General features: G+C 70.8%; 22 protein-coding genes and 1 tRNA gene. 10 read left to right on the top strand and 13 right to left on the bottom strand.

Translation table 11 applies throughout. The annotated features are described in order from the left end of the window. Positions 1-38: 38 nt before the first annotated feature. Complete coding sequence (glgA, locus tag ACFWN7_RS00570) at positions 39-1,226, bottom strand: glycogen synthase (protein WP_376936702.1); 1,188 nt, start codon at positions 1,224-1,226, stop codon at positions 39-41. Positions 1,227-1,307: 81 nt separating this feature from the next. Between glgA and ACFWN7_RS00575 the strand changes: the two genes are divergently transcribed. Continuing rightward, positions 1,308-2,555 carry a glucose-1-phosphate adenylyltransferase gene (locus ACFWN7_RS00575; RefSeq protein WP_376936703.1) on the top strand — a complete coding sequence of 416 codons (1,248 nt, stop codon included), beginning with the start codon at positions 1,308-1,310 and terminating at the stop codon, positions 2,553-2,555. Further along, positions 2,552-3,214, top strand: coding sequence for a phosphoserine phosphatase SerB (gene serB / locus ACFWN7_RS00580; RefSeq protein WP_376936704.1), 663 nt, complete (start codon positions 2,552-2,554; stop codon positions 3,212-3,214). Before ACFWN7_RS00575 ends, serB begins: the two co-directional genes overlap by 4 nt. Positions 3,215-3,261: 47 nt before the next feature. Here the strand turns inward: serB and ACFWN7_RS00585 are convergent, their stop codons facing one another. Next, positions 3,262-3,972, bottom strand: a complete 711-nt coding sequence (locus ACFWN7_RS00585; RefSeq protein ID WP_376936705.1) for a beta-ketoacyl-ACP reductase — start codon at positions 3,970-3,972, stop codon at positions 3,262-3,264. A gap of 144 nt (positions 3,973-4,116) precedes the next feature. Here ACFWN7_RS00585 and ACFWN7_RS00590 point away from each other — a divergent pair, with 144 nt between their 5' ends. The 3 genes from ACFWN7_RS00590 to ACFWN7_RS00600 are packed head-to-tail and all read left to right on the top strand — an operon-like array spanning position 4,117 to position 5,581. Beyond that, on the top strand, positions 4,117-4,503 hold the full coding sequence (locus ACFWN7_RS00590) for a DUF3099 domain-containing protein (RefSeq protein WP_376936706.1): 387 nt from the start codon (positions 4,117-4,119) through the stop codon (positions 4,501-4,503). Continuing rightward, the gene (locus ACFWN7_RS00595) at positions 4,500-4,748 is read left to right on the top strand and encodes a hypothetical protein (RefSeq protein WP_376936707.1); all 249 of its coding nucleotides are present in this window, start codon (positions 4,500-4,502) and stop codon (positions 4,746-4,748) included. The genes ACFWN7_RS00590 and ACFWN7_RS00595 overlap by 4 nt, the downstream gene beginning before the upstream one ends. Then, on the top strand, positions 4,745-5,581 hold the full coding sequence (locus ACFWN7_RS00600; RefSeq protein WP_376936708.1) for an SURF1 family protein: 837 nt from the start codon (positions 4,745-4,747) through the stop codon (positions 5,579-5,581). The genes ACFWN7_RS00595 and ACFWN7_RS00600 overlap by 4 nt, the downstream gene beginning before the upstream one ends. Positions 5,582-5,590: 9 nt before the next feature. On the opposite strand, the gene ACFWN7_RS00605 is transcribed toward ACFWN7_RS00600, so the two are convergent. Further along, positions 5,591-7,189 carry an ABC-F family ATP-binding cassette domain-containing protein gene (locus tag ACFWN7_RS00605; protein WP_376936709.1) on the bottom strand — a complete coding sequence of 533 codons (1,599 nt, stop codon included), beginning with the start codon at positions 7,187-7,189 and terminating at the stop codon, positions 5,591-5,593. Positions 7,190-7,325: 136 nt separating this feature from the next. On the opposite strand from ACFWN7_RS00605, the gene ACFWN7_RS00610 reads away from it, so the two are divergent. Continuing rightward, positions 7,326-8,432, top strand: coding sequence for a winged helix DNA-binding domain-containing protein (locus ACFWN7_RS00610; RefSeq protein ID WP_376936710.1), 1,107 nt, complete (start codon positions 7,326-7,328; stop codon positions 8,430-8,432). Between the two features lie 66 nt (positions 8,433-8,498). On the opposite strand, the gene ACFWN7_RS00615 is transcribed toward ACFWN7_RS00610, so the two are convergent. Both ACFWN7_RS00615 and ACFWN7_RS00620 read right to left on the bottom strand, forming a co-directional pair. Further along, a complete protein-coding gene (locus tag ACFWN7_RS00615; RefSeq protein ID WP_376936711.1) occupies positions 8,499-9,062 on the bottom strand; it encodes a YceI family protein in 564 nt (187 codons plus the stop codon). A gap of 99 nt (positions 9,063-9,161) precedes the next feature. Beyond that, positions 9,162-10,373 (bottom strand): glycoside hydrolase family 3 N-terminal domain-containing protein, encoded by a 1,212-nt coding sequence (locus ACFWN7_RS00620; protein WP_376936712.1) that lies wholly within the window; start codon positions 10,371-10,373, stop codon positions 9,162-9,164. Positions 10,374-10,469: 96 nt separating this feature from the next. Between ACFWN7_RS00620 and ACFWN7_RS00625 the strand changes: the two genes are divergently transcribed. The 4 genes from ACFWN7_RS00625 to ACFWN7_RS00640 all read left to right on the top strand — a co-directional run bounded on the left by ACFWN7_RS00625 (position 10,470) and on the right by ACFWN7_RS00640 (position 14,725). Continuing rightward, on the top strand, positions 10,470-10,964 hold the full coding sequence (locus tag ACFWN7_RS00625; RefSeq protein WP_376936713.1) for an Lrp/AsnC family transcriptional regulator: 495 nt from the start codon (positions 10,470-10,472) through the stop codon (positions 10,962-10,964). A gap of 100 nt (positions 10,965-11,064) precedes the next feature. After that, on the top strand, positions 11,065-12,216 hold the full coding sequence (gene pdhA / locus ACFWN7_RS00630) for a pyruvate dehydrogenase (acetyl-transferring) E1 component subunit alpha (RefSeq protein ID WP_376936714.1): 1,152 nt from the start codon (positions 11,065-11,067) through the stop codon (positions 12,214-12,216). Next, entirely contained in the window at positions 12,213-13,232 is a 1,020-nt protein-coding gene (locus ACFWN7_RS00635; protein ID WP_376936715.1) for an alpha-ketoacid dehydrogenase subunit beta, read from the top strand. Before pdhA ends, ACFWN7_RS00635 begins: the two co-directional genes overlap by 4 nt. Then, positions 13,229-14,725 carry a dihydrolipoamide acetyltransferase family protein gene (locus ACFWN7_RS00640; protein WP_376936716.1) on the top strand — a complete coding sequence of 499 codons (1,497 nt, stop codon included), beginning with the start codon at positions 13,229-13,231 and terminating at the stop codon, positions 14,723-14,725. Before ACFWN7_RS00635 ends, ACFWN7_RS00640 begins: the two co-directional genes overlap by 4 nt. A gap of 56 nt (positions 14,726-14,781) precedes the next feature. On the opposite strand, the gene ACFWN7_RS00645 is transcribed toward ACFWN7_RS00640, so the two are convergent. The 8 genes from ACFWN7_RS00645 to ACFWN7_RS00680 form a co-directional block, all read right to left on the bottom strand. Continuing rightward, on the bottom strand, positions 14,782-15,318 hold the full coding sequence (locus ACFWN7_RS00645) for a hypothetical protein (protein WP_376936717.1): 537 nt from the start codon (positions 15,316-15,318) through the stop codon (positions 14,782-14,784). Between the two features lie 146 nt (positions 15,319-15,464). Then, positions 15,465-15,540, bottom strand: a tRNA-Ala gene (locus ACFWN7_RS00650). A 103-nt stretch (positions 15,541-15,643) separates the two neighbouring features. Then, the gene (gene rsfS, locus ACFWN7_RS00655; RefSeq protein WP_376936718.1) at positions 15,644-16,018 is read right to left on the bottom strand and encodes a ribosome silencing factor; all 375 of its coding nucleotides are present in this window, start codon (positions 16,016-16,018) and stop codon (positions 15,644-15,646) included. Between the two features lie 42 nt (positions 16,019-16,060). Beyond that, entirely contained in the window at positions 16,061-17,062 is a 1,002-nt protein-coding gene (locus tag ACFWN7_RS00660; protein WP_376936719.1) for a hypothetical protein, read from the bottom strand. Beyond that, entirely contained in the window at positions 17,059-17,658 is a 600-nt protein-coding gene (gene nadD, locus ACFWN7_RS00665) for a nicotinate-nucleotide adenylyltransferase (protein WP_376936720.1), read from the bottom strand. The genes ACFWN7_RS00660 and nadD overlap by 4 nt, the downstream gene beginning before the upstream one ends. Positions 17,659-17,673: 15 nt before the next feature. After that, positions 17,674-17,895 (bottom strand): hypothetical protein, encoded by a 222-nt coding sequence (locus tag ACFWN7_RS00670; protein WP_376936722.1) that lies wholly within the window; start codon positions 17,893-17,895, stop codon positions 17,674-17,676. 292 nt (positions 17,896-18,187) lie between these two features. Then, entirely contained in the window at positions 18,188-19,417 is a 1,230-nt protein-coding gene (locus ACFWN7_RS00675; protein ID WP_376936723.1) for an IS110 family transposase, read from the bottom strand. A 211-nt stretch (positions 19,418-19,628) separates the two neighbouring features. Next, entirely contained in the window at positions 19,629-20,894 is a 1,266-nt protein-coding gene (locus tag ACFWN7_RS00680; RefSeq protein WP_376936724.1) for a glutamate-5-semialdehyde dehydrogenase, read from the bottom strand. Positions 20,895-20,897: the final 3 nt, after the last annotated feature.

Consider the following 20,897-nt stretch of genomic DNA (forward strand, 5'->3'; position numbering starts at 1 on the left):
GGATGCCGCACGCGGCATCCGTCGCCGGCCCGAGCACGTCAGCGCGCGAGCACCCGCTCGTACACCTCCCGGGTGCGGGCGGCGATCGCGTCCCACGCGAAGTGCGCCTCGGCGCGGCGACGCCCGGCCTCCCCCATCGCCCGCGCCGCGGCGGGATCGCCCACGACCCGCGTGAGCGCGGCGGCGAGATCGGCGACGAACCTGTCGGGGTCGAGCGGGGTGCCTGTGCCGTCGTCCGCCTGCTCGATGGGCACGAGCACACCGGTCACGCCGTCCTCCACCACCTCGGGGATGCCGCCGGTCGACGTTCCGACGACGGGTGCGCCGCACGCCATCGCCTCGAGGTTCACGATGCCGAGCGGTTCGTAGACCGAGGGGCAGACGAAGACGGTCGCGGCGGTGAGGAGCGCGGTCAGCTCGTGACGCGGCAGATGGCGGTCGATCCAGACCACGCCGTCGCGCTCGGCACGGAGCGCATCGACGAGGCCGGTGACCTCGGACATGATCTCCTCGGTGTCGGGCGCCCCGGCGCACAACACGAGCTGCACATCGTCGGGAAGGAGTCGGGCCGCCCGCAACAGGTACGGCAGGCCCTTCTGCCGGGTGATGCGTCCCACGAAGATCACCGAGGGCCGATCGGGGTCGAGCCCGAGGCTGCGCGCGACATCGGCGTCGTGGTTCGGCTGCCAGTCGGTGAGGTCGATGCCGTTGTACACCACCTCGACACGCCCGGGATCGATCGCGGGATACGCGCGCAGGATGTCGCGGCGCATGCCGCCCGAGACGGCGATCACCGCGTCGGCGTCCTCGAATGCCGTGCGCTCCACCCACGACGAGAGCCGGTACCCGCCGCCGAGCTGCTCGGCCTTCCACGGACGCAACGGCTCGAGGCTGTGCGCGGTGACGACGTGGGGCACGTCGTGCAGTCGTTTGGCCGTGAAGCCCGCGAAGTTCGCGTACCAGGTGTGCGAGTGCACGACGTCGGCTCCGGCCGCGTCGCCCGCCATCAGGAGGTCGACGCCCATGGTTCCGAGGGCGGCGTTGCGGCCCGAGAACTCCGCCGGCGTCGGGTAGGCGAACGCGCCGGGCTCATCGCGGGAGGCACCGAAGCATCGTACGACGACCTCGAGATCCCGACGGAGCGCTCGCACGAGTTCTGCGACGTGCACACCGGCACCTCCGTACACTTCGGGTGGGTACTCGCGGGTGAGCAGGTCGACACGCATGCTGCAACGGTAGCGCAGCGGCATCCGTCACCGTTCGACACGCCGTCCGCGAAAGCGGCGTCGTCTGACTACGCTGGGGGCATGTCCACGCGCAAGGTATTCGGCATCGTCCTCGCCGGCGGCGAGGGCAAGCGGCTCATGCCCCTGACAGAAGATCGGGCCAAGCCCGCGGTGCCGTTCGGCGGCCAGTACCGGCTCATCGACTTCGCGCTGTCGAACCTGCTCAACTCGGGGCTCAGGCAGATCGTCGTGCTCACGCAGTACAAGTCGCACAGCCTCGACCGGCACGTGTCGCAGACCTGGCGCATGAGCGGGCTGCTGAACTCCTACGTGGCCTCGGTGCCGGCGCAGCAGCGCCTCGGCAAGCGCTGGTTCTCGGGTTCGGCCGACGCGATCCTGCAGAGCCTCAACCTCATCCACGACGAGAACCCCGACATCATCGTGGTGGTCGGCGCCGACCACGTGTACCGCATGGACTTCGAGCAGATGATCGAGGCGCACGTGGAATCGGGCCTCCCGGCCACGGTGGCCGCGATCCGCCAGCCGATCAGCCTGGCCGACCAGTTCGGCGTCATCGAGGTGGACCCGGCGAACCCGGGCCGCATCCACCGATTCCTCGAGAAGCCGAAGGACCCTGTGGGCCTCCCCGACTCTCCGCGCGAGGTGCTCGCCTCGATGGGCAACTACGTGTTCAACGCCGACGCGCTCGTCGAGGCCGTGCTCCGCGACGGCGAGCGCACCGACTCGAGTCACGACATGGGCGGGGACATCATCCCCGCCTTCGTCGAGGCGGGCGCCGCGGGCGTCTACGACCTGCTGAGCAACGAGGTGCCGGGCTCGACCGACCGCGACCGGTACTACTGGCGCGACGTTGGGACGATCGATTCGTTCTTCGAGGCGCACCAGGACCTCATCTCGGTGCTGCCCGTCTTCAACCTCTACAACCGCGAGTGGCCGATATTCAGCCAGCAGCTCAATTCCCCGCCTGCGAAGTTCACCCGCGACGCCCGCGGCTCGCTCGGCACGGTCATCGACTCGATCGTCTCGCTCGGCTCGGTGATCTCGGGCGCGCACGTCGAGCGGAGCGTGCTCGGGCCGTGGGCGATCGTGGGCTCGGGCGCCCACGTCGCCGACTCGATCCTCTTCGACCGGGCCCGCATCGAGGACGGCGCCACCGTGCAGCGCGCCATCCTCGACAAGGAGGTGGTCGTCGAGGCCGGCGCGAACATCGGCGTCGACCTCGACCACGATCGCGCGCGCGGATTCATGGTGACCGACAGCGGCATCACGGTCGTCGGCAAGGGTTCGCGGGTTCGGGCCTCGGCGTGACGGCGCTCGCCACCGGCCGCGTGAGCGGCCCCCTCGTCGTGCTCGACGCCGACTCGACGCTGATCCGCGAGGAGGCGATCGAGCTGCTGGCGGATGCCGCGGGCAGCCTCGAGCTCGTCGCGGCCGTCACCGAGCGCGCGATGCGCGGCGAACTCGACTTCGCGGCGAGCCTGCGCGAACGGGTCGCGACCCTCGCCGGCCTCGACGTCGCAGTGCTCGAGCACGCGCGCGGGCGGATGAACCCGACGCCCGGCGTGCAGGAGCTCATCGACGGCGTGCACGCCGCCGGCGGATGCGTGGGCGTCGTCTCGGGCGGCTTCCACGAGCTGCTCGACCCGCTGGCGTCGCGACTCGGCCTCGACTTCTGCCGTGCCAACCGACTCGAGGTCGCCGACGGCCGGCTCACCGGCCGCGTCGACGGCGCGATCGTCGATGCGCACGCCAAGGCGAGGGCGCTCGACGAATGGGCGGCGGCGAGCGGCATCCGCCCGGACCGGACCGTGGCCGTGGGCGACGGAGCGAACGACCTCGAGATGCTCGGCCGGGCGACGCTGGGGATCGCGTTCTGCGCGAAGCCGGTCGTGCGCGAGCGAGCGGATGTCGCGATCGACCGCCCCGACCTCGGCCAGGTGCTGGCGCTGCTCGGGTTACGCGGCTGAGGCCTCTGCGCGGGTGCGCGCGTCGCGATCGGCTCCGGAAGCCCGGCTCAGTGACCCATGCCCAGTCCGCCGTCGACGGGGATGACCGCGCCCGAGACATATCCGGCGTCGTCGCCGGCGAGCCACGTGACGACGCGCGCGACCTCTTCGGGCGAGGCGAAACGGCCCAGCGGGATGCTCTTCTTGTACTCCGCCTGCTGCGCCTCGGGCAGCTCGTCGGTCATGTCGGTCTCGATGAAGCCGGGGGCCACGACGTTCGCCGTGATGTTGCGTGCACCGAGTTCGCGGGTCAGCGACCGCGCCATGCCCACGAGCCCGGCCTTCGACGCCGAGTAGTTCACCTGCCCGGCCGAGCCGTAGAGGCCGACGACGCTCGAGATGAGCACGATGCGGCCGAACCGCGCCTTGAGCATGCCCTTCGACGCGCGCTTCACCACGCGGAAGGCGCCCGTGAGGTTGGTGTCGACCACACTCGTGAACTCGTCCTCGCTCATGCGCAGGAGGAGCGTGTCGCGCGTGATGCCCGCGTTCGCCACGACGACCTCCACGGGACCGAGCGCCGCCTCGACGTCGGTGAAGGCCCGGTCGACGGATGCGGCATCCGTGACGTCTGCTCGCACCGTGAGCGATCCCTCGGGGCCCTCGCCGGAGCGGGCGGTGACGGCGACGCGGTGGCCCTGGGCGATGAACTCGCGGGCGATCGCGTATCCGATGCCCCGGTTGCCACCGGTCACGAGGACGGTGCGGCTCGTCGTCATGCTGGACTCCGTTTCTGCGGTGCGTGAGAGCGTCTGGCCGACCGGCCCGTCCCAGCATAGAGCGTCGGAGATCGGGGCATCCGGCGACGCCCGACCGACGTAGGCTTGAAGGAGAGGAGTGCCGCGCGACCCACGGCGACCACCATGAAGCAGCAGTCGATCACCACGCTGCCGCCCTCGCCCGAAGCGGAGCGGCACTCGCGCATGATCAAGTACACGATCGCGATGTCGATCCGTGTCGCGTGCATCTTCGCGATGCTCTTCGTGGAAGGCTGGTGGCTCGCGGTGTGCGCCGCCGGTGCCATCTTCCTCCCGTACGTGGCCGTCGTGCTCGCGAACGTGAGCGGGCCGACGCGCGCGCCGCAGGTGCTGCGACCCGGCGGGCTCGTGCCGCTCACCCAGGCGGAGCCGACACCCGACACGCCCGGATCCGACGACACCGGAACCGGGGACTCCAGGCCTGGGCAGCCCGACACCGAGCACCACGCCGAATCGGAAACGCCACACGACGACGAGCGCGGTGCCGCGTGATCGGCGGCATCGGGGCGGGCGCCGCCCCCGACGTCTGCTCGCGCGCCGGCTGCCGCGAGACGGCCGCCTGGCGCATCGACTGGCAGAACCCCCGCATCCACACCGGCGATCGGTGGAAGACCTGGCTCGCGTGCGACGAGCACGTCGAGTACCTTCGCGGCTTCCTGGAGGCGCGCTCGTTCCCGGTGTGCGTCGACCGGTTCGATACGCGCGAAACGGATGCCGCAGCGGAGGCCGGCTCGTGAACGAATGGTCCTTCCTCACGTCACCGCGCTGGGCGGGCTACCTTGCCCTCGTCGTCGCGTTCGCCATCGCGTGCTGCGCCCTCGGCACGTGGCAGTTGAACCGGCGCGCCGAGGCGCTCGCGGAGGTCGCCCGCATCGACGCGAACTACGACGCCGATCCGGTGCCGGTGGCTGAAGCGCTGCCCGACCCGTCGGCCTTCGATGTCGATCAGCGCTGGACGGTGGTGGCGTTGTCGGGCGAGTACCTCGCCGACGAGGAGGTCGTCGTCCGGAACCGGCCGTTCGGGGGCAGCTCGGGCTTCGAGGTCATCACGCCGTTCCGCCTCGACGACGGCACGGTGTTCATGGTCGACCGGGGCTGGATCGCACAGGCCTCCGGCGGCCGGCCGAGCGAGATCGCCGCGCCGCCCACGGGACACGTCGAGATCGCGGCTCGCCTGAAGGCCGGCGAGGAGCGGATCGCCGGCCGTACGTCGACCGGGGTCGAGCTCGCGACGATCGACCTCCCCGAGCTCGCGGAGCGCGTTGACGAGCCCGCGTACACCGGCGCGTACGGTCTGCTCGTGCAGTCGGGGGCGGATGCCGCGGAACCGCCGCTCGCCGCCGCACGTCCCGTGCGCGACGAGGGCCCGCACCTCTCCTATGCTCTGCAGTGGTTCGTGTTCGCCCTCCTGGCGTTCATCGGACTCGGCTGGGCCGCGAACCAGGAGCGGCGGGGGCTCCTGGAGGCGTCCGGATCCGACCGGGCGGCGAAGGCGGCACGAGTGCCGCGCAGGCCGCCGCGTGAGCGCGGCGACGCCGACGTGGAGGACGAGATCCTCGACCGGCGATAGGTCGCCGACTCACGCAAGCTCGATGAGCTCCTGGTACTCGCGGCTCCAGTGGTCTTCGGTGCCGTCGGGCATGATGAGCACCCGCTCGGGGTTCAGGGCCTCGACGGCGCCCGGGTCGTGGGAGACGAGCACGACCGAGCCCTCGTAGTGCGCGAGCGCGTCGAGGATCTCGGCGCGGCTGGCGGGGTCGAGGTTGTTCGTCGGCTCGTCGAGGAGCAGCACGTTCGCGCCCGAGACGACGATCATCGCGAGCGCGAGCCGGGTCTTCTCGCCGCCTGAGAGCACGCCCGCGGGCTTGTGCACGTCGTCGCCCGTGAAGAGGAACGACCCGAGCACCTTGCGTGCCTCGGTCTCGGTGAGGTTCGGTGAGGCGCTCACCATGTTCTGCAGCACGCTGCGCTTCACGTCGAGCGTCTCGTGCTCCTGGGCGTAGTAGCCCACGCGCAGGCCATGCCCTGCATCGACGACGCCCGTGTCGGGACGATCGACGCCCGCGAGGATGCGGAGCAGCGTCGTCTTGCCTGCGCCGTTCAGGCCGATGATCACCACCTTGGAGCCGCGGTCGATCGCCAGGTCGACCGCGGTGAAGATCTCGAGCGAGCCGTAGCTCTTCGAGAGGTCGTTGGCGGTCAGCGGTGTGCGCCCGCAGGGCGCCGGCGTCGGGAAGCGCAACTTCGCCACGCGGTCGACGGCGCGCACCTCCTCGAGGCCCGCGAGCAGCTTCTCGGCGCGCGCAACCATCTGGTGGGCAGCCGCGGCCTTCGTCGCCTTGGCGCCGAACCTCGCAGCCTGGAGCTGCAGCGCGCCGGCCTTCTTCTCGGCGTTGGCGCGCTCCTTCTTGCGGCGCTCCTCGTCGGCGGCGCGCTGGCGCAGGTAGTGCTTCCAGCCCATGTTGTAGATGTCGATCATCGACCGATTCGCATCGAGGTAGAACACGCGGTTGACGACCTCGCCGACCAGCTCGACATCGTGGCTGATCACGATGACGCCGCCCTTGTAGCCCTTCAGGAACTCGCGGAGCCAGACGACCGAGTCGGCGTCGAGGTGGTTGGTCGGCTCGTCGAGGATCATCGTGTCGGCGTCGGAGAACAGGATTCGGGCGAGCTCGATGCGGCGTCGCTGGCCGCCGGAGAGGGTCTTCAGCGGCTGGTCGAGGATGCGGTCGGGCAGGTTGAGGTTCGAGGCGATCGAGGCCGCCTCGGCCTCGGCTGCGTAGCCGCCGAGAGCGGTGAACCGGTCGGTGAGGTTGCCGTACTTCTTCATGGCCCGTTCGGCGACGGCCGGATCATCGCTGCCCATCTGCATGGATGCCTCGTGCATGCCGAGCACGAGCATGCCGAGTCCGCGCGCGTCGAGGATGCGCGTGCGAGCGAGCATCTCCGGGTCGCCGGAGCGAGGATCCTGCGGAAGGTAGCCGATCTCGCCCGAGCGGTCGATGCGCCCGCCGGTCGGCAGGGTCTCACCCGCGAGCGTCTTGGTGAGCGTGGTCTTGCCCGCCCCGTTGCGACCGACGAGGCCGACCTTGTCGCCCGCGGTCACGCGGAAGTCGACGTGCTCCATGAGCACGCGGGCGCCAACGCGGATCTCGAGATCATTGACGGCGAGCACGGGTATCCTCCGGGAGGGATGCGGGTGGTGGTGGGAGCGTGCCGACGGGCACAGCCTCCCAGTCTATCCCGGCCGCGTTGCCGCAGCATCCGCGGGGCGGTGGGCACGTGTCGGCGGCATCCGCCAGACTCGAGCCATGCCGAAGACCACCAGCGATGCCCGAGTGCGCGCAGCACGACTCGAGTCCCACGGCCTCCGCGGCGGCCTGCCCAGCGCCGCCGATGCCGTGCGCCGCCTGGGCGCGGTGCAGGCCCAAGACCTCTCCGCGGCGAAGTGGGTGGTCGGCGCACGGGTGCCCGGGTCGGTCGCGGCCGACGTCGATGCCGCCATCGAGGCTCGCGAGATCGTGCGTTCCTGGCCACTGCGCGGCACCCTGCACCTCCTGCCCACCGAACGACTCCGGCCGATCATCGCGATCACCGGGCCGCGCATACTGCAGCGCGCGGCCACCCGGCACCGGCAGCTCGAGCTCGATGAGGCGACCTATCGTGCGGCCCGGGCGATCGCCGAGCGCGAGCTCGCGGGCGGCGCCTCACGTTCTCGCGAGGAGCTGCAGGCAGCCTGGGAGGCCGCGGGCATCGCGACGACCGGCCAGCGCGGCTACCACCTGATCTGGTGGCTCGCGAACGATGCTCTCGTCTGCTGGGGTCCCATCGATGGGCGCGGGCAACGCCTCGTCCTGCTCGACGAGTGGGCGCCGTCCACGGTCTCGGCCTTCGATCGCGACGAGACGCTCGCCGGCCTCTTCCTCGCCTACATCGCCGGGCACGGGCCCGCGAGCGTACGCGACTTCGCGTGGTGGAGCGGGCTCACGCTGGGCGATGCGCGCTCTGCGCGGGCGGCGGCCGGCGACACGGTCACGGCATTCGACGAAGACCGCTTCGTGGCGTCGGATGCCGGGTGGCCGGCCGATGCGGCCGCACCCACGCCGCGGGCGCAGTCGGGTCTCGTGCTCGCTGCGTTCGACGAGTACTTCCTCGGATACGCCGACCGCCTCGCGGTCTGTACGCCCGAGTTCGCCGCACGCATCATCCCGGGCGGCAACGGCGTGTTCCAGCCGATCCTCGTGTCACGGGGCCGCGTGGTCGGCACGTGGCGGCGCGGGCAGGGCCGCGGCGCAACATCCGTCGTGCTCGACGGCTTCGACGCGGCATCCGCCATCGATCCGGCCGACTTCGCCACGTCACTACGCTCGCGGGCGCGCTTCTGGGGGCAGGAGCTCGGAACGGTCGAGATCGCGTGAAGCGCGGAACGGGCGATGCCGCGCTGGGGCACCGCCCGTTCCGGGAGATTCGGATCGCCTCTCGGACTACTGCTCGAGCGCGGCCTGCAGCTCGAGCGTGATGGTCACCTTGTCGCCGAGGAGCACGCCGCCGGTCTCGAGGGCGGCGTTGTAGGTGAGGCCGAAGTCCTCGCGGGCGATCTCGGTCTTCGCCGTCGCGCCGCCCTTGTAGTTGCCGTACGGGTCGCCGCCGAAGCCGCCGAAGTCGAAGTCGAACGTCACGGGCTTCGTGATGCCACGGATCGTGAGGTCTCCGTCGACCTTGAAGTCGCCGTCGTCGACGCGAACGCCGGTGGAGACGAAGTCGATGGTCGGGTAGGTCTCGGCCTCGAAGAAGTCGCCGGTGCGCAGGTGCGCGTCGCGGTTCGGCTCGTTCGTGGTGATCGAGGCGACTTCGGCCGAGGCCGTCACCTTCGAGTCGAGGGGGTTCTCCGCGGTCACGAAGGTCGCATCGAAGCGCTCGAAGGCGCCCTTCACCTTGCTGATCATGAGGTGGCGGATGCTGAAGCCGACCTCGCTGTGCGCGGTGTCGACCTTCCAGGTGCCGGCGCGGTAGCCGGGGATCTCGATCGTCGTGGCAGTGCTCGTCATGTGGTGGTTCTCCATGGTCGATTCGGTGTCGCCGCGGCCGTTCTCCCGGCCACATCTATGCAAACACATGGATCACTCGCGGTATTCCCCCGGATGCGCTCAGACGGCGAGCGACCGCCTGAGCGTCAGCACGCGTCGCACGGCGTCGTCCAGCCGTTCCTCGGTGATGCGACCCGCCTCCACCGCGGCCACGAGCGACCCGACCAGCCCGTCGATCGAGATGCCGAACTCCGTCGGATCGCCGGGCAGCACGTAGAGCAGCAGATCGCTGCCGGCGGCGACGGCGCGCACCGCGTTCTCGCCCGGGTCCGCGTACTCGGGCAGGCCGTTGTGCTGGAGCATCAGCATGTCGTCCGTCACCACCACGCCCTCGAACCCGAGCTCTTCACGCAGGATGCGATGCCACTCGGGCGACAGCGAGGCGGGCGCCGGGTCCACCGCCGGATAGGCGAGGTGGCCGGTCATCACCAGCTCCGCGCCGGCATTGATCCCCGCTCGGAACGGGATGGCCGGTCCGGCGCGCCACTCGTCGAGCGAGAGCGGCGCGGCGGGCACGCTCGTGTGCGAGTCGCCCGGGGCCGCACCGTGGCCAGGGAAGTGCTTGAGCGTGCTCATCACGATGCCCCGCTCCCCCGCGACGGCGGCCGCCACCCGCTCCGCGGCGCCGGCCGGATCGGTGCCGAGCACACGGCCCGAGATGAACGACTCCGGATCGGGCGTGACATCCGCGACGATGCCGAAGTTCACCGACACGCCGACCTCGGCGAGCGTCGCTGCACGCAGGGCGAACGCGTCGCGCGCCGCGGGCGCGGGGGCTCCGCGGAGCGTCTCCGCGCTCGCGGCCCCGTCCCACGGGAGGCGCTGCACCTCGCCGCCCTCCTCGTCGATGCCGATGAGCACGGGCGCCTCGGCGCCCGTGCGGACGGCGGCGGTGATCGCCGCGAGCTCGGGCGGGGTCGCCGGCACGTTGTCGCCCATCAGGATGAGGCCCGACACGCCTGCGTCGACGTACGCCCTGAGGGGCGCCGGGTCGGTGCCGGGAGCGTGCAGCATGAGGAGCGCGGCCGCCTTCTGCGGGGTGGTGAGCTGCGACATCCGTTCGCTGACCCATGCGCCGACGGCGTCGCTCGGAACCGGCGCCTCGGTGGGGATCGGCGCCGGCGTCGGCGTCGCGGTTGGGGCAGGAGCCGCGGGCGCCGCGGGGCTGGTCGTGGGTGCCGACCCGGCCGGAGCGGCCGTGCCGCACGCGGTTGCGCCGAGGAGCATCGCCGCGATCAGGAACGGCAGAGCAGCCGTTCGTCTCACACGCATCTGGCCGAGTGTACGCCGCGTGACCGACGGTTCGCCGAACGCCCTCGCGGGCGGCGGCGCAGCCGCTACGCTGAGCAGTGAGCACAAGGGACGACGATGACCCAGCAGACACCGCACCGGAACGACGCGCTCGACAGCATCGATCGACGCATCGTCGCCGAGCTGAGCCGCGACGGCCGGCTGTCGGTGCGCACCCTGGCCGAGCGGGTCCACATCTCACGCACCGCGGCGCACAATCGCCTGCAGCAGTTGCAGAAGCGCGGGGTCATCAGGGGCTTCGGTGCCCAGATCGACCGAAGGGCGATCGGACTGCACATCTCCGCACTCGTCGTCGTGCGCATCGGCGAGGTCTCGTGGGAGGAGATCGCCGCGAAGCTCGCGACACTCCCCTTCGTCGAGAAGGTGCAGGCCGTCTCGGGCGACATCGACATCATGCTCACCGTGAGCGCGCCCGACCATGAACAGCTGAGCCAGGCGATCCTTCGCGACATCCACGACATGCCGGGCGTCGTGTCGACGAGGTCGCATCTGATCCTCGCCGAACTCGAGGGACATCCGCCCGCGCAGACGCTGGACATCTGGCGCACCTGAGCCATTTCCAGGTGGACGCATGGCACCGCTTTCGGGGCGGTAGAGCCGTTCGTTCACGCTTCGCCGGGACCCCCTGCGCGCGCCGCCGAAGGGGCGGAACATGGAGTCCATGAGCCTCAATGTCGAGCATCAGAGCACACGCGCCCTCCCCTCCGAGAAGCCCATCCGGCTCCTCGACAACGCGGGCCACGCCGTGCATGGCGCGGCGACCGGTGGTTTCGCGCTGCCCGATCTCGACGTGCTCCTCGACCTCTACCGGAAGATGGTCGTCGCGCGCCGCTTCGACGTGCAGGTCACCGCGCTCACCAAGCAGGGCCGGCTCGCCACCTATCCCTCCGCCTATGGCCAGGAGGCGTGCGAGATCGGCGTGATCACGGCGATCGAGGCGCGCGACTGGTTCTTCCCGACCTACCGCGACACGATCGCGCTGCTCACCCGTGGCATCGACCCGGCCGACATCCTGCAGTCGTTCCGCGGCGACTGGCACAACGGCTACGACCAGCACGCGCACCGCTGCGCGTCGCAGGCGACGCCGCTCGCGACCCAGGCGCTGCACGCCGTCGGCCTCGCGCACGCCGCACGCCTGCGGCAGGATCCGATCGTGACGATGACCTACCTCGGCGACGGGGCGACCAGCGAAGGCGATGCGCATGAGGCGTTCAACTTCGCGGCCGTCTGGCAGACGCCCACGGTGTTCCTCGTGCAGAACAACCAGTTCGCCATCAGCGTGCCCCTCTCACGCCAGACCCGCGCGACCACCCTCGCCGACAAGGCGGTCGGCTATGGGATGCCGGGCTTCCACGTCGACGGCAACGACGTCGCGGCGATGTACGCGGTCGCCCGCGCCGCCGTCGAGCGTGCTCGCTCGGGCGGAGGGCCGACCCTCATCGAGGGCCTCACCTATCGCATCGAGGCGCACACGAACTCCGACGACCCGACGCGCTACCGCACCGCCCGCGACGTCGAGCACTGGAAGCGCCGCGACCCGATCGAACGCCTCGAGAAGTACCTCGTCTCCGAGGGTGCGCTCTCCGAGTCGGTGCGCGCCGAGATCGCGGATGCCGCGGAGGCGGTCGCCGCCCACACGCGCGAGGTGATGACGACCGAGGCCGACCTCGACCCGCTCGAGCTCTTCGACCACGTGTACAGTCGTCCGCGCGCAGCGCTCGCCGAGCAGCGCGCCCGCCTCGAGGCCGAGCTCGCCGAAGCCGCACAGGGCCACGCCACCCAGCCCGCCGGAGCCGCCCGATGACCGCGACGGCGACGGCGCACGACACGCCCGCGGCATCCGCGCCGACGCAGCTCACGATGGCGGGCGCGCTGAACGCCGCGCTGCGTGATGCGATGGCGGCCGACGACCGAGTCGTCGTCTACGGCGAGGACGTCGGCCCGCTCGGTGGCGTCTTCCGCGTCACCGAGGGCCTGCAGGAGCGCTTCGGCGACGACCGAATCTGGGACTCGCCGCTCGCGGAGGCGGGCATCGTCGGCACGGCCGTCGGCATGGCGATGTACGGCATGCGGCCCGTCGTCGAGATGCAGTTCGACGCGTTCAGCTACCCCGCGTTCGAGCAGATGGTCTCGCACGTCGCGAAGATGCGGAATCGCACGAAGGGCCGGATGTCGCTGCCGATGGTCGTACGCATCCCGTGTGCCGGTGCGATCGGGGGTGTGGAGCACCACTCCGACTCGTCCGAGTCGTACTGGACGGCCACCCCGGGCCTCACCGTCGTGATGCCCTCGAACCCGGCCGACGCCTACTCGATGCTCCGCGAGGCGATCGACAGCGACGACCCCGTCGTCTTCATGGAGCCGAAGAGCCGGTACTGGTCGAAGGCGCCCCTCGCACTGCCGGTCACGACGGCACCGATGGACAGCGCGGTCGTCGTGCGCGAGGGCACCGAGGTGACCCTGCTCGCGTACGGGCCCACCGTGCGCACCGCGCTCGAAGCCGCCGACGCCGCCGCGGCCGAGGGGCTCAGCGTCGAGGTCGTCGACCTGCGCAGCCTCTCCCCCTTCGACGACGAGACCGTCGGGGCATCCGTGCGCAAGACCTCGCGCGCCGCCGTGATCCACGAGGCCGCGCAGTTCGGCGGCTACGGCGCCGAGGTCGCCGCACGCGTGACCGAACGGAACTTCCACCACCTCGCCGCGCCCGTCCTGCGCATCACGGGATTCGACATCCCCTACCCGTCGCCGAAGCTCGAGGAGTACCACCTGCCCACGCCCGACCGGGTCCTCGCCGCGCTCGACACCTGGGAGTGGGAATGAGCCGCGACTTCATCCTTCCCGATCTCGGCGAGGGTCTCACCGAGGCCGAGATCGTCGCGTGGCTCGTGTCGCCCGGCGATGAGGTCGCGATCGACCAGCCGGTCGTCGAGCTGGAGTCGGCGAAGTCCGTCGTGCAGCTGCCCACGCCGTTCGCCGGTGTCGTCGAGACGCTCGGCGGCGAGGTCGGGCAGGTGCTGCACGCCGGCACCGTGCTCATGACGCTCACGCCCGCCGGCAGCGGTGGTGCGCCCGCACCGGCAGATGTCACCGAGGCTGCGACTTCGGCGACGGATGCCGCGGCCGCCGAATCGGCGACGGATGCCGCGCCCGCGAACGTGCCCGAACCCGCCGAGCCCGGCGTGGCGGTGCCGACCGGCACCGCCACCGAGGAATCCGGCGCCGTGCTGATCGGCTACGGAACCCGCGCGACCGCGGCGACCAAGCGTGCGGCGTCGGCGCCCGCCCGATTCGGCAGGCGCGGAGCGGCGGCCGCCACGACGACCGTGGGCGCACGTCCGTCCTCGGGTCCGCCACGTCTCGATCCGACCCGCCGCTCCCCCGTCGTCTCGCCGATCGTGCGCCGCATCGCGCGTGAGCACGGATTCGAGGCGAGCCAGCTCTCGGGCTCGGGCCCCGACCACCTCGTGATGCGTCGCGATGTCGAGTCGTTCGTGCGCGAACTCGAGGTTGACGCGTCGCCGACGCCGACGCCGGCAGCGGCCCTGGCAGCGACATCCGGTGCCGAGCCGGCCGTGACATCCGCGCCGGCCGCGACATCCACCGCCGCTCGCACCGCAGCCGCCGGCGACCAGCGCGTGCCGCTCGACCGCATGGGCCGGGCCGCCGCCGCGCACTTCTCACGATCGCGCCGCGAGATCCCCGAGGCGACCGTGTGGATGGATGCCGACGCCACCGGGCTGCTCGCCGCCCGGCGCCAACTGCAGGAGGCGACCGGCGAACGTTTCGGCGTCACCGCGATCGTCGCGCGCTTCGTCGTGGCCGGGCTCGCGCGACATCCGCTGCTGAACTCGAGCTTCGACGCCGAGCGCGCGGAGATCGTCATGCACGGCGCCGTCAACCTCGGCATCGCCGCGCAGACTCCGCGCGGGCTGCTCGTGCCGGTCGTGCACGGGGCCGAGCGGATGTCGCTGCGCGAGCTTCGTGACGGCATCACTGCGCACAGCGAGGAGGCGGAATCGGGCGCGTTCCCACCCTCGGCGCTCACGGGCGGCACCTTCACGCTCAACAATTACGGCACGCTCGGCGTGGACGGGTCAGCGGCGATCATCAACCACCCCGAGGCGGCGATGCTCGGCGTCGGCCGGCTCGTCGAGCGGCCGTGGGTGATCGACGGCGAAGTCGCGGTGCGCACGGTCACCGAGTTGACGCTGTCGTTCGACCACCGGGTTTGCGACGGAGCCGAGGCCGCGGCCTTCCTCACCTTCGTCTCCCGATGCATCGAGCGCCCCGTGTCGCTGCTCGCCGAGCTCTGACCGACCGACGAATGGCGCTCCGCCGACACTGAGCGTCGCGAGCCTCGAATACGCGACTAGAAGAACTCGTCGGGCGTGCCCGCGGCGCGTTCGATGTCGCGGGTGTTCTGGCCGTCGGCCTTCAACTTCGCCACCGCGACGCGGAGGCCTGACTCCATCTGTGCCGCCCACGCGTCGGACTCCCGCGCGCTCACCTCGGCGGCGCGGGCACGCGCGTCTGCTGCTTCAGCCGCGTTCCGGGCATCGCTCACCTGTCGAAGCGCGAGGGAGATTCCGTAGTACGCCGCCACCATCGTGGCGATCGGCGCGGCGATGATGGCCAGGGCACTGATGGCCGCCCCCGTCGGGCTGAACGCGATCAATAGCGCGAATGCGAGGAACAACACGACGATCGCGGCGAGCACGACGAGCATGAACCGCAGGTCGCGGCCCCAGACGTTCGCGCCGGGACGCGCCGACGGGCCGCGCGGTTCCGCCTGCTGCGGCTGAGGCGAGGGCTGTGGCAGCACCACCGTGTCATCGCCCTGCGGCGTCGCGGTTCTCCCTGGCACGGCCCCCTGGTCGACGATCGGACGAGCGTACGAGTCGGTCATTCGTTCCCCACTCCCCTTGCAAACGGCAGACCCCCCAATTGTGGGCCGCAGCGACAGAGGGGTCAAGGAAGCGCGCCGCCGCCCGCCAACGCCTCCACCGCGGTGGCGACGTCGAGTTGCGGAATCAGTCGGATCCCGAAGATACATGGTGGATCTGAGGGGACTCGAACCCCTGACCCCCTGCATGCCATGCAGGTGCGCTACCAGCTGCGCCACAGACCCATGCGCCCCGTGCGAGGCAACGAATCGAGCTTACACCAGCCCCGGCTCTCCGAAGAAATCGAGTGAGATCGAGGCCGCTGTCAGTGAGCGGATGCCCCGGGGCTCAGTTCCCGGCGGAGAGAAGCGGCGCCACCGGCACCGCCGGACAATCGCTCCACAGCCGCTCGAGGCCGTAGTAGAGGCGCTCCTCGCGGTGGAAGACGTGCACGACGAGGTCGCCCAGGTCGAGCAGGATCCAACGACCTGCGTCGTGTCCCTCCCTGCGGAGCGTCTTCACGCCGGCCTCGCGGAGCACGTCCTCGACCTCGTCGGCGATCGCGACGACGTTGCGTTCGGAATTGCCGGTCACGAGGAGGAACACATCGGCGAACGGCAGGGGCCCTGACACGTCGAGGGCCACGAGGTCTTCGCCACCCTTCGAATCCGCGGCTCGCGCCGCACGTGCGAGCGAGTCGAGTGCCTGGTCGGATGCGGTCATACGCTCACTTCCGGAAGCTGGACGAGGGACTGTGGAACCGGCTCAGAAGAGACCGGCGACGGCGCCGATGACGAGCGCCGCGACGACGCCGAGCGCGAGCACGCCCGCGGTGACGGCGAGCACCAGGGGAACGTTCATTCCCTCCTTCTTCGGCGGGGCCATCATCGCGCGGGCAGCCCCCTGGGTGCTTATCGCCCGGGTGGCTGCGACGGGCGCGCCGATCCCTGCGCCGTCCTCCACCTGGTCGAAGAGGCGGTCGACATCGCTCGAGTCGATCTGGCTGGGGTGCACGCCGGTCGCGCCGTAGCTTCGTGGCAGGTCGACCGAACCCGTGATGATCACCTCGCCGCTCGACGCGATCGAGTCACCCAGTGGCCCGTGGTCGGGCAGCGTCGGGAGGATGAGAGCGTTCGTCGTGGTCGGCACGCCGTGACTCACGGCCCCGCGGGAGAGCAGCTGGTCGAACGGCTCGGCGCGGTCGACGGGCGCGTTGAGCTGGTCGGTCCAGTGACCCACCGGCTTCGGCGCGGCGACCGGCTCGTCGGCGATGGCGGACTCGGAGATCTGGTGCGGAGTCGGGGCGCGAGTCGGCGCCGGCGCCGGAACGTGCGCGGCCTGATGCGACGGGAACGGAGCCGCCGGAACGGCTGCGGCCGCAGCTGCCGGCCGAGACGTCGGTTCAACGGACTCATCCTCGGATTCGAGGTCGAAGAAGTCAGCCGAGTTCGCGTCGAGAATGGCGCGCAACTCGCGTCGGGTGAGCGTGCGCTCGGGCGTGGGCGGTTCTGGTTCGACCGCATCGGGGTACCGCCCGGGCGCGGGCGCCTGCGGCTCGGGCTGGGAACGTGGCGCGAACGGGTTCGCCGGAGCGGGCGTCGTGACTGCGGCCGCGGGCGGAGTCGAGGCGGGCTGCCGCGAGGGCGCTGCAGGCGCAGGAGTCGTTGCAGCGGCATCCGGAGTCGACGTGGCGGCCTGCTGCTCCCGCAGGCGTTCGCGCTCACGCAGCTCGCGGCGCGTCAGCGGCGGTTCCTGTGACGACGTCATTCGACACTCCGATAGAGGTGGTGCTTGGAGATGTACTGGACGACCCCATCGGGCACCAAGTACCACACCGGGAAGCCCCGGCGCACCCGGTCTCGGCAGTCGGTCGACGAGATCGCGAGTGCCGGAACCTCAAGCAAGCTTACGTCTTGCTCGGGCAAACCCGAAACGGACAGCACATGACCCGGGCGAGTCACAGCCACGAAGTGGGCGAGCTCCCAGAGCTCGGCGACGTCCTTCCAGGAGAGGATTTGCGCGATCGCATCGGCGCCGGTGATGAAGTACAGGTCGGCCTCGGGCCGTTCGGCACGGATGTCGCGCAGCGTGTCGATCGTGAACGTCGGCTTGCGGCGATCGATGTCGACGCGGCTCACCGTGAATCGCGGGTTGGACGCCGTCGCGATGACGGTCATCAGGTAGCGGTGCTCAGGCGATGTCACGACCGACTTGTAGCTCGGCGCGCCGGTCGGCACGAAGATCACCTCGTCGAGCCCGTGCGATTGCGCCACCTCGCTCGCGGCGACGAGGTGGCCGTGGTGGATGGGGTCGAACGTGCCGCCCATGACGCCGACGCGCGGCCGGCGATCCTCGCCCGTCATCACGAGAGCGCCCGCTCAGTGGCCGCCGTGCTCGCCCCCGCCGTGACGGGCCGCGTAGGCCTCGGCCTTGCTGCGGTGCCGGTTCGCCACGTCGCGGTACGAGGCGACGACGAACGCCAGCGCGGCGAAGACGACGAGCGCGATGAGCCCGTAGACCCACGACTCGATGGGGAGCTCCCTCGCGTGCACCGTCTCGGTCAGCACCGTGCCGGTCAGCACTGCGGTCGTGAGGCTCATTCGCCGTTCCTTTCGAGATCCCGGGTGTTGCTCGTGACAGTCTAGCTTTCGCACTGCGCGTCAAGTGTCATTTGGGCGTATTGCATCAGCCGATGCGTCTCGACTGGCGCACGGCTGGTGGGGTTTGCGATGAAGCGCAGGTTGTCGGATCCGGCTCGGGCCGCCTGTTGGGTTCGGCAGGCTGATCAGGCGCCGTGGAGCGGCAGGCTTTCGTGTTCGCCGTGTGAGGCGGCCCGGCGCGGATGGGCGGCAAGCTAGGTTGCGCCGTCGAGCGGCATAGCGACCGTGGCCGTCACCGTCCGCGGCTGAGCCTTCCTCGACGATACGCCCCTTCATCGAAAGGCTGTTGGGTCAGGAGCATCCGGTAGATTAGCCGGCACGCGTTGCGGGCCAGCGCGACGCGGGCCTGGATAGGCGCCATACCGCGAGCACGAAGTTCGGCGTCGCGTTCAGCGAACGAGGGCGAGTACCGGGACAGGCCCTGAGCGATGCCCATCAGTGCGTCGCGGTGCTCGGCCAGACCTTGCCGGGAGATCCCTCCGCGGCGGCGCAGGGTCGCCGACTCGTACATTGCCGGCGCCAGCCCGGTCGCCGAGTACAGATGCTCGGCATCGGGGAACCGGGCGATCGGCAAGCTGTGCGCGGCGAACGCGGCGGCCCTGGTCGCCGCGACCCCGGGCAGGCTGGTCAGCACCTGCCCATCGGTACCGGCCAGCAGCGTGGCGATCTCGTCCTCGACCGCGGCCACGTCGGCCTGCAGGATCCGGTAGCGGGCCAGGTCTCGCCCCAGACGTTGCGCCCGTGCCAGGGCGTCCGATGGTGGTGGCAGGCAGTCCCGCCACCGGCTGACCCAGTACTCGGCCGCCGCCTTGCTCAGCCGGCCAGGCGATCTGGCGATCAGCGACCGGGTCGACGGCGCACGTCCTGCGAACGCCACCACGCACGCGAGCACGGCCTGCCCGGTGGGCCGTTCGATCGCCAGTTCCCGGCCGTGTCCGGCCGGTGCCGACAGCCCGGGGACCAGCGCGTTGAGTTGGTCATGCAGCCGCTGCTGAGCCTTCTTGCGCTCCGCGACCAGCCCTCGGCGGTAACGGACCGCCGAACGAAGTCCCTCGACCGGTTGCTCCTCGACCGGTCGGCGGCCCATGCCCTGCCGGGTCAGGTAGGTCAATGCCGCGCAATCGCGGTCATCGGTCTTGAACCTGCCCGACCCCAGTTGGGTGCGCGCGGACTTCGTTTCCGAGGGCGCGAACAGCCGGATCGCACCGGGATGCAGCCGCTCCAACTCGGCCACCCACGCCCGATGCAAGCTCCCGGTCGCCTCGATCGCGAATACCCGCTCCCCGCCATGCACTGCAAGCATCTTCTCCAGCGCCGCGATCCCCGACCGCGCCACCGGCAACGACACCGGATCCTCGAGCAAACCGGCCCCGTCACTGACCCAGACCCGGTTCATCACCTTTCCCGGATCGACCGCCACCACCACCGTCGAAGGCTCAAGCGCCACCTGAAGTACCGACATGACCGGCCTCCTCACCGACCAGAGAAGGCTCGACGCGTCACCGCCGTCGAGTCAGACCATCCCCTCGACGGCCCATCATCAGCCTGCGCTCGTCGGTGTCAACGTCGTTCATGCTCGCTGCGCTGCGCGTGCTCCACGTTGACACCTTCCCACACGCCGGCCAAGTCAGCCTCGATCGAGGGAACACCCCTCTCATGACCTATCAGCGAGGTCAGGCGCGAACGTGCCCGGCGCCGCGCACGATCCACTTCGTGCTCGTGAGCTCGGGCAGTCCCATGGGGCCGCGCGCGTGCAGCTTCTGCGTGGAGATGCCGACCTCGGCGCCGAAGCCGAACTCGGCGCCGTCGGTGAACCGTGTCGATGCGTTCACCATGACGGCGGCGGCATCCACCTCGTTCAGGAATCGCTCGGCGTTGCCGAGGTCGTTGGTCACGATCGACTCCGTGTGCCGGGTGGAATAGCGCCGGATGTGGGCGAGGGCGTCGTCCATCGAGTCGACGATGCCGACCGAGAGGTCGAGGCTCATGTGCTCGGTCGCCCAGTCCTCGTCGGTGACCGCGACGGCTTCGGGGCGAAGGGCGCGCACCCGTTCGTCGGCGTGGACTGTGACTCCGGATGCCTCGAGCCGGTCGAGCACGGCGGGCAGCAGCCGCTCGGCGGCGTCTCGGTGCACGAGCAGCGTCTCGAGCGCGTTGCACACGCTCGGACGCTGCACCTTCGCGTTGTGCACGAGCTCGACCGACCAGTCTTCGCGCGCGCTCGCGTCGAGGAACATGTGCACGACGCCGGCGCCGGTCTCGATGACTGGCACCCGCGCTTCGTCGACGACCGCCCGGATGAGCCCCGCGCTGCCTCGCGGAATGAGCACGTCGACGTAGTCGCGCGCCTGCATGAGGTGGCGGGCCCCGTCACGGCCGAAGTCGTCGACGGTCTGCACGGCGCCGACGGGCAGGCCGACGGAGTCGAGGGCGGCGCGGAGCACGTCGAGGAGCACGCGGTTGGTCTGCTCGGCGGCGGTGCCGCCGCGAAGCACGACCGCGTTGCCGCTCTTCAGCGCGAGCACCGCGATGTCGATGGTGACGTTGGGTCGCGCCTCGTAGATCGCGCCCACCACTCCGAGCGGAACGCGAACCTGATCGATCCGCACGCCGCTCGGCAACGACCTGCCGCTCACGGTCTCGCCGATGGGGTCGGTGAGCGCGATGACCTCGAGGACGGCGTCGGCGAGGGCCCCCACCCGGCGTTCGTCGAGCTGCAGGCGGTCGAGGAGCCCGGTCGCGAGGCCCGACTCGCGCCCGGCTTCGAGGTCGAGCCGGTTGGCCGCGATGATGTCGGCGGTGCGTTCGCGGAGGATCTCGGCGACCTTCTCGAGCGCGGCGTCCTTCTCGGCCGTCGTCGCCTGCGCGAGGCGGTACGACGCCTCCTTCGCTGCGGCGAGGCGCGCGTCGATCACCGTGTCGAGGTCGGGTTGCTCCATGAC

This window comes from Agromyces sp. NPDC058484, from assembly GCF_042720415.1.
GTDB lineage: Bacteria > Actinomycetota > Actinomycetes > Actinomycetales > Microbacteriaceae > Agromyces.

Excerpts from the sequence above, each read along its gene's own strand:
- ACFWN7_RS00675 (WP_376936723.1), bottom strand. The coding sequence starts at position 19,417 with ATGTCGGTACTTCAGGTGGCGCTTGAGCCTTCGACGGTGGTGGTGGCG.
- ACFWN7_RS00670 (WP_376936722.1), bottom strand. The coding sequence starts at position 17,895 with ATGAGCCTCACGACCGCAGTGCTGACCGGCACGGTGCTGACCGAGACG.
- ACFWN7_RS00620 (WP_376936712.1), bottom strand. The coding sequence starts at position 10,373 with ATGCGTGTGAGACGAACGGCTGCTCTGCCGTTCCTGATCGCGGCGATG.
- glgA (WP_376936702.1), bottom strand. The coding sequence starts at position 1,226 with ATGCGTGTCGACCTGCTCACCCGCGAGTACCCACCCGAAGTGTACGGA.
- ACFWN7_RS00585 (WP_376936705.1), bottom strand. The coding sequence starts at position 3,972 with ATGACGACGAGCCGCACCGTCCTCGTGACCGGTGGCAACCGGGGCATC.
- ACFWN7_RS00640 (WP_376936716.1), top strand. The coding sequence starts at position 13,229 with ATGAGCCGCGACTTCATCCTTCCCGATCTCGGCGAGGGTCTCACCGAG.
- ACFWN7_RS00680 (WP_376936724.1), bottom strand. The coding sequence starts at position 20,894 with ATGGAGCAACCCGACCTCGACACGGTGATCGACGCGCGCCTCGCCGCA.
- ACFWN7_RS00615 (WP_376936711.1), bottom strand. The coding sequence starts at position 9,062 with ATGACGAGCACTGCCACGACGATCGAGATCCCCGGCTACCGCGCCGGC.
- pdhA (WP_376936714.1), top strand. The coding sequence starts at position 11,065 with ATGGAGTCCATGAGCCTCAATGTCGAGCATCAGAGCACACGCGCCCTC.
- ACFWN7_RS00610 (WP_376936710.1), top strand. The coding sequence starts at position 7,326 with ATGCCGAAGACCACCAGCGATGCCCGAGTGCGCGCAGCACGACTCGAG.
- ACFWN7_RS00660 (WP_376936719.1), bottom strand. The coding sequence starts at position 17,062 with ATGACGTCGTCACAGGAACCGCCGCTGACGCGCCGCGAGCTGCGTGAG.
- rsfS (WP_376936718.1), bottom strand. The coding sequence starts at position 16,018 with ATGACCGCATCCGACCAGGCACTCGACTCGCTCGCACGTGCGGCGCGA.
- ACFWN7_RS00625 (WP_376936713.1), top strand. The coding sequence starts at position 10,470 with ATGACCCAGCAGACACCGCACCGGAACGACGCGCTCGACAGCATCGAT.
- ACFWN7_RS00645 (WP_376936717.1), bottom strand. The coding sequence starts at position 15,318 with ATGACCGACTCGTACGCTCGTCCGATCGTCGACCAGGGGGCCGTGCCA.
- nadD (WP_376936720.1), bottom strand. The coding sequence starts at position 17,658 with ATGACGGGCGAGGATCGCCGGCCGCGCGTCGGCGTCATGGGCGGCACG.
- ACFWN7_RS00590 (WP_376936706.1), top strand. The coding sequence starts at position 4,117 with ATGAAGCAGCAGTCGATCACCACGCTGCCGCCCTCGCCCGAAGCGGAG.
- ACFWN7_RS00575 (WP_376936703.1), top strand. The coding sequence starts at position 1,308 with ATGTCCACGCGCAAGGTATTCGGCATCGTCCTCGCCGGCGGCGAGGGC.
- ACFWN7_RS00635 (WP_376936715.1), top strand. The coding sequence starts at position 12,213 with ATGACCGCGACGGCGACGGCGCACGACACGCCCGCGGCATCCGCGCCG.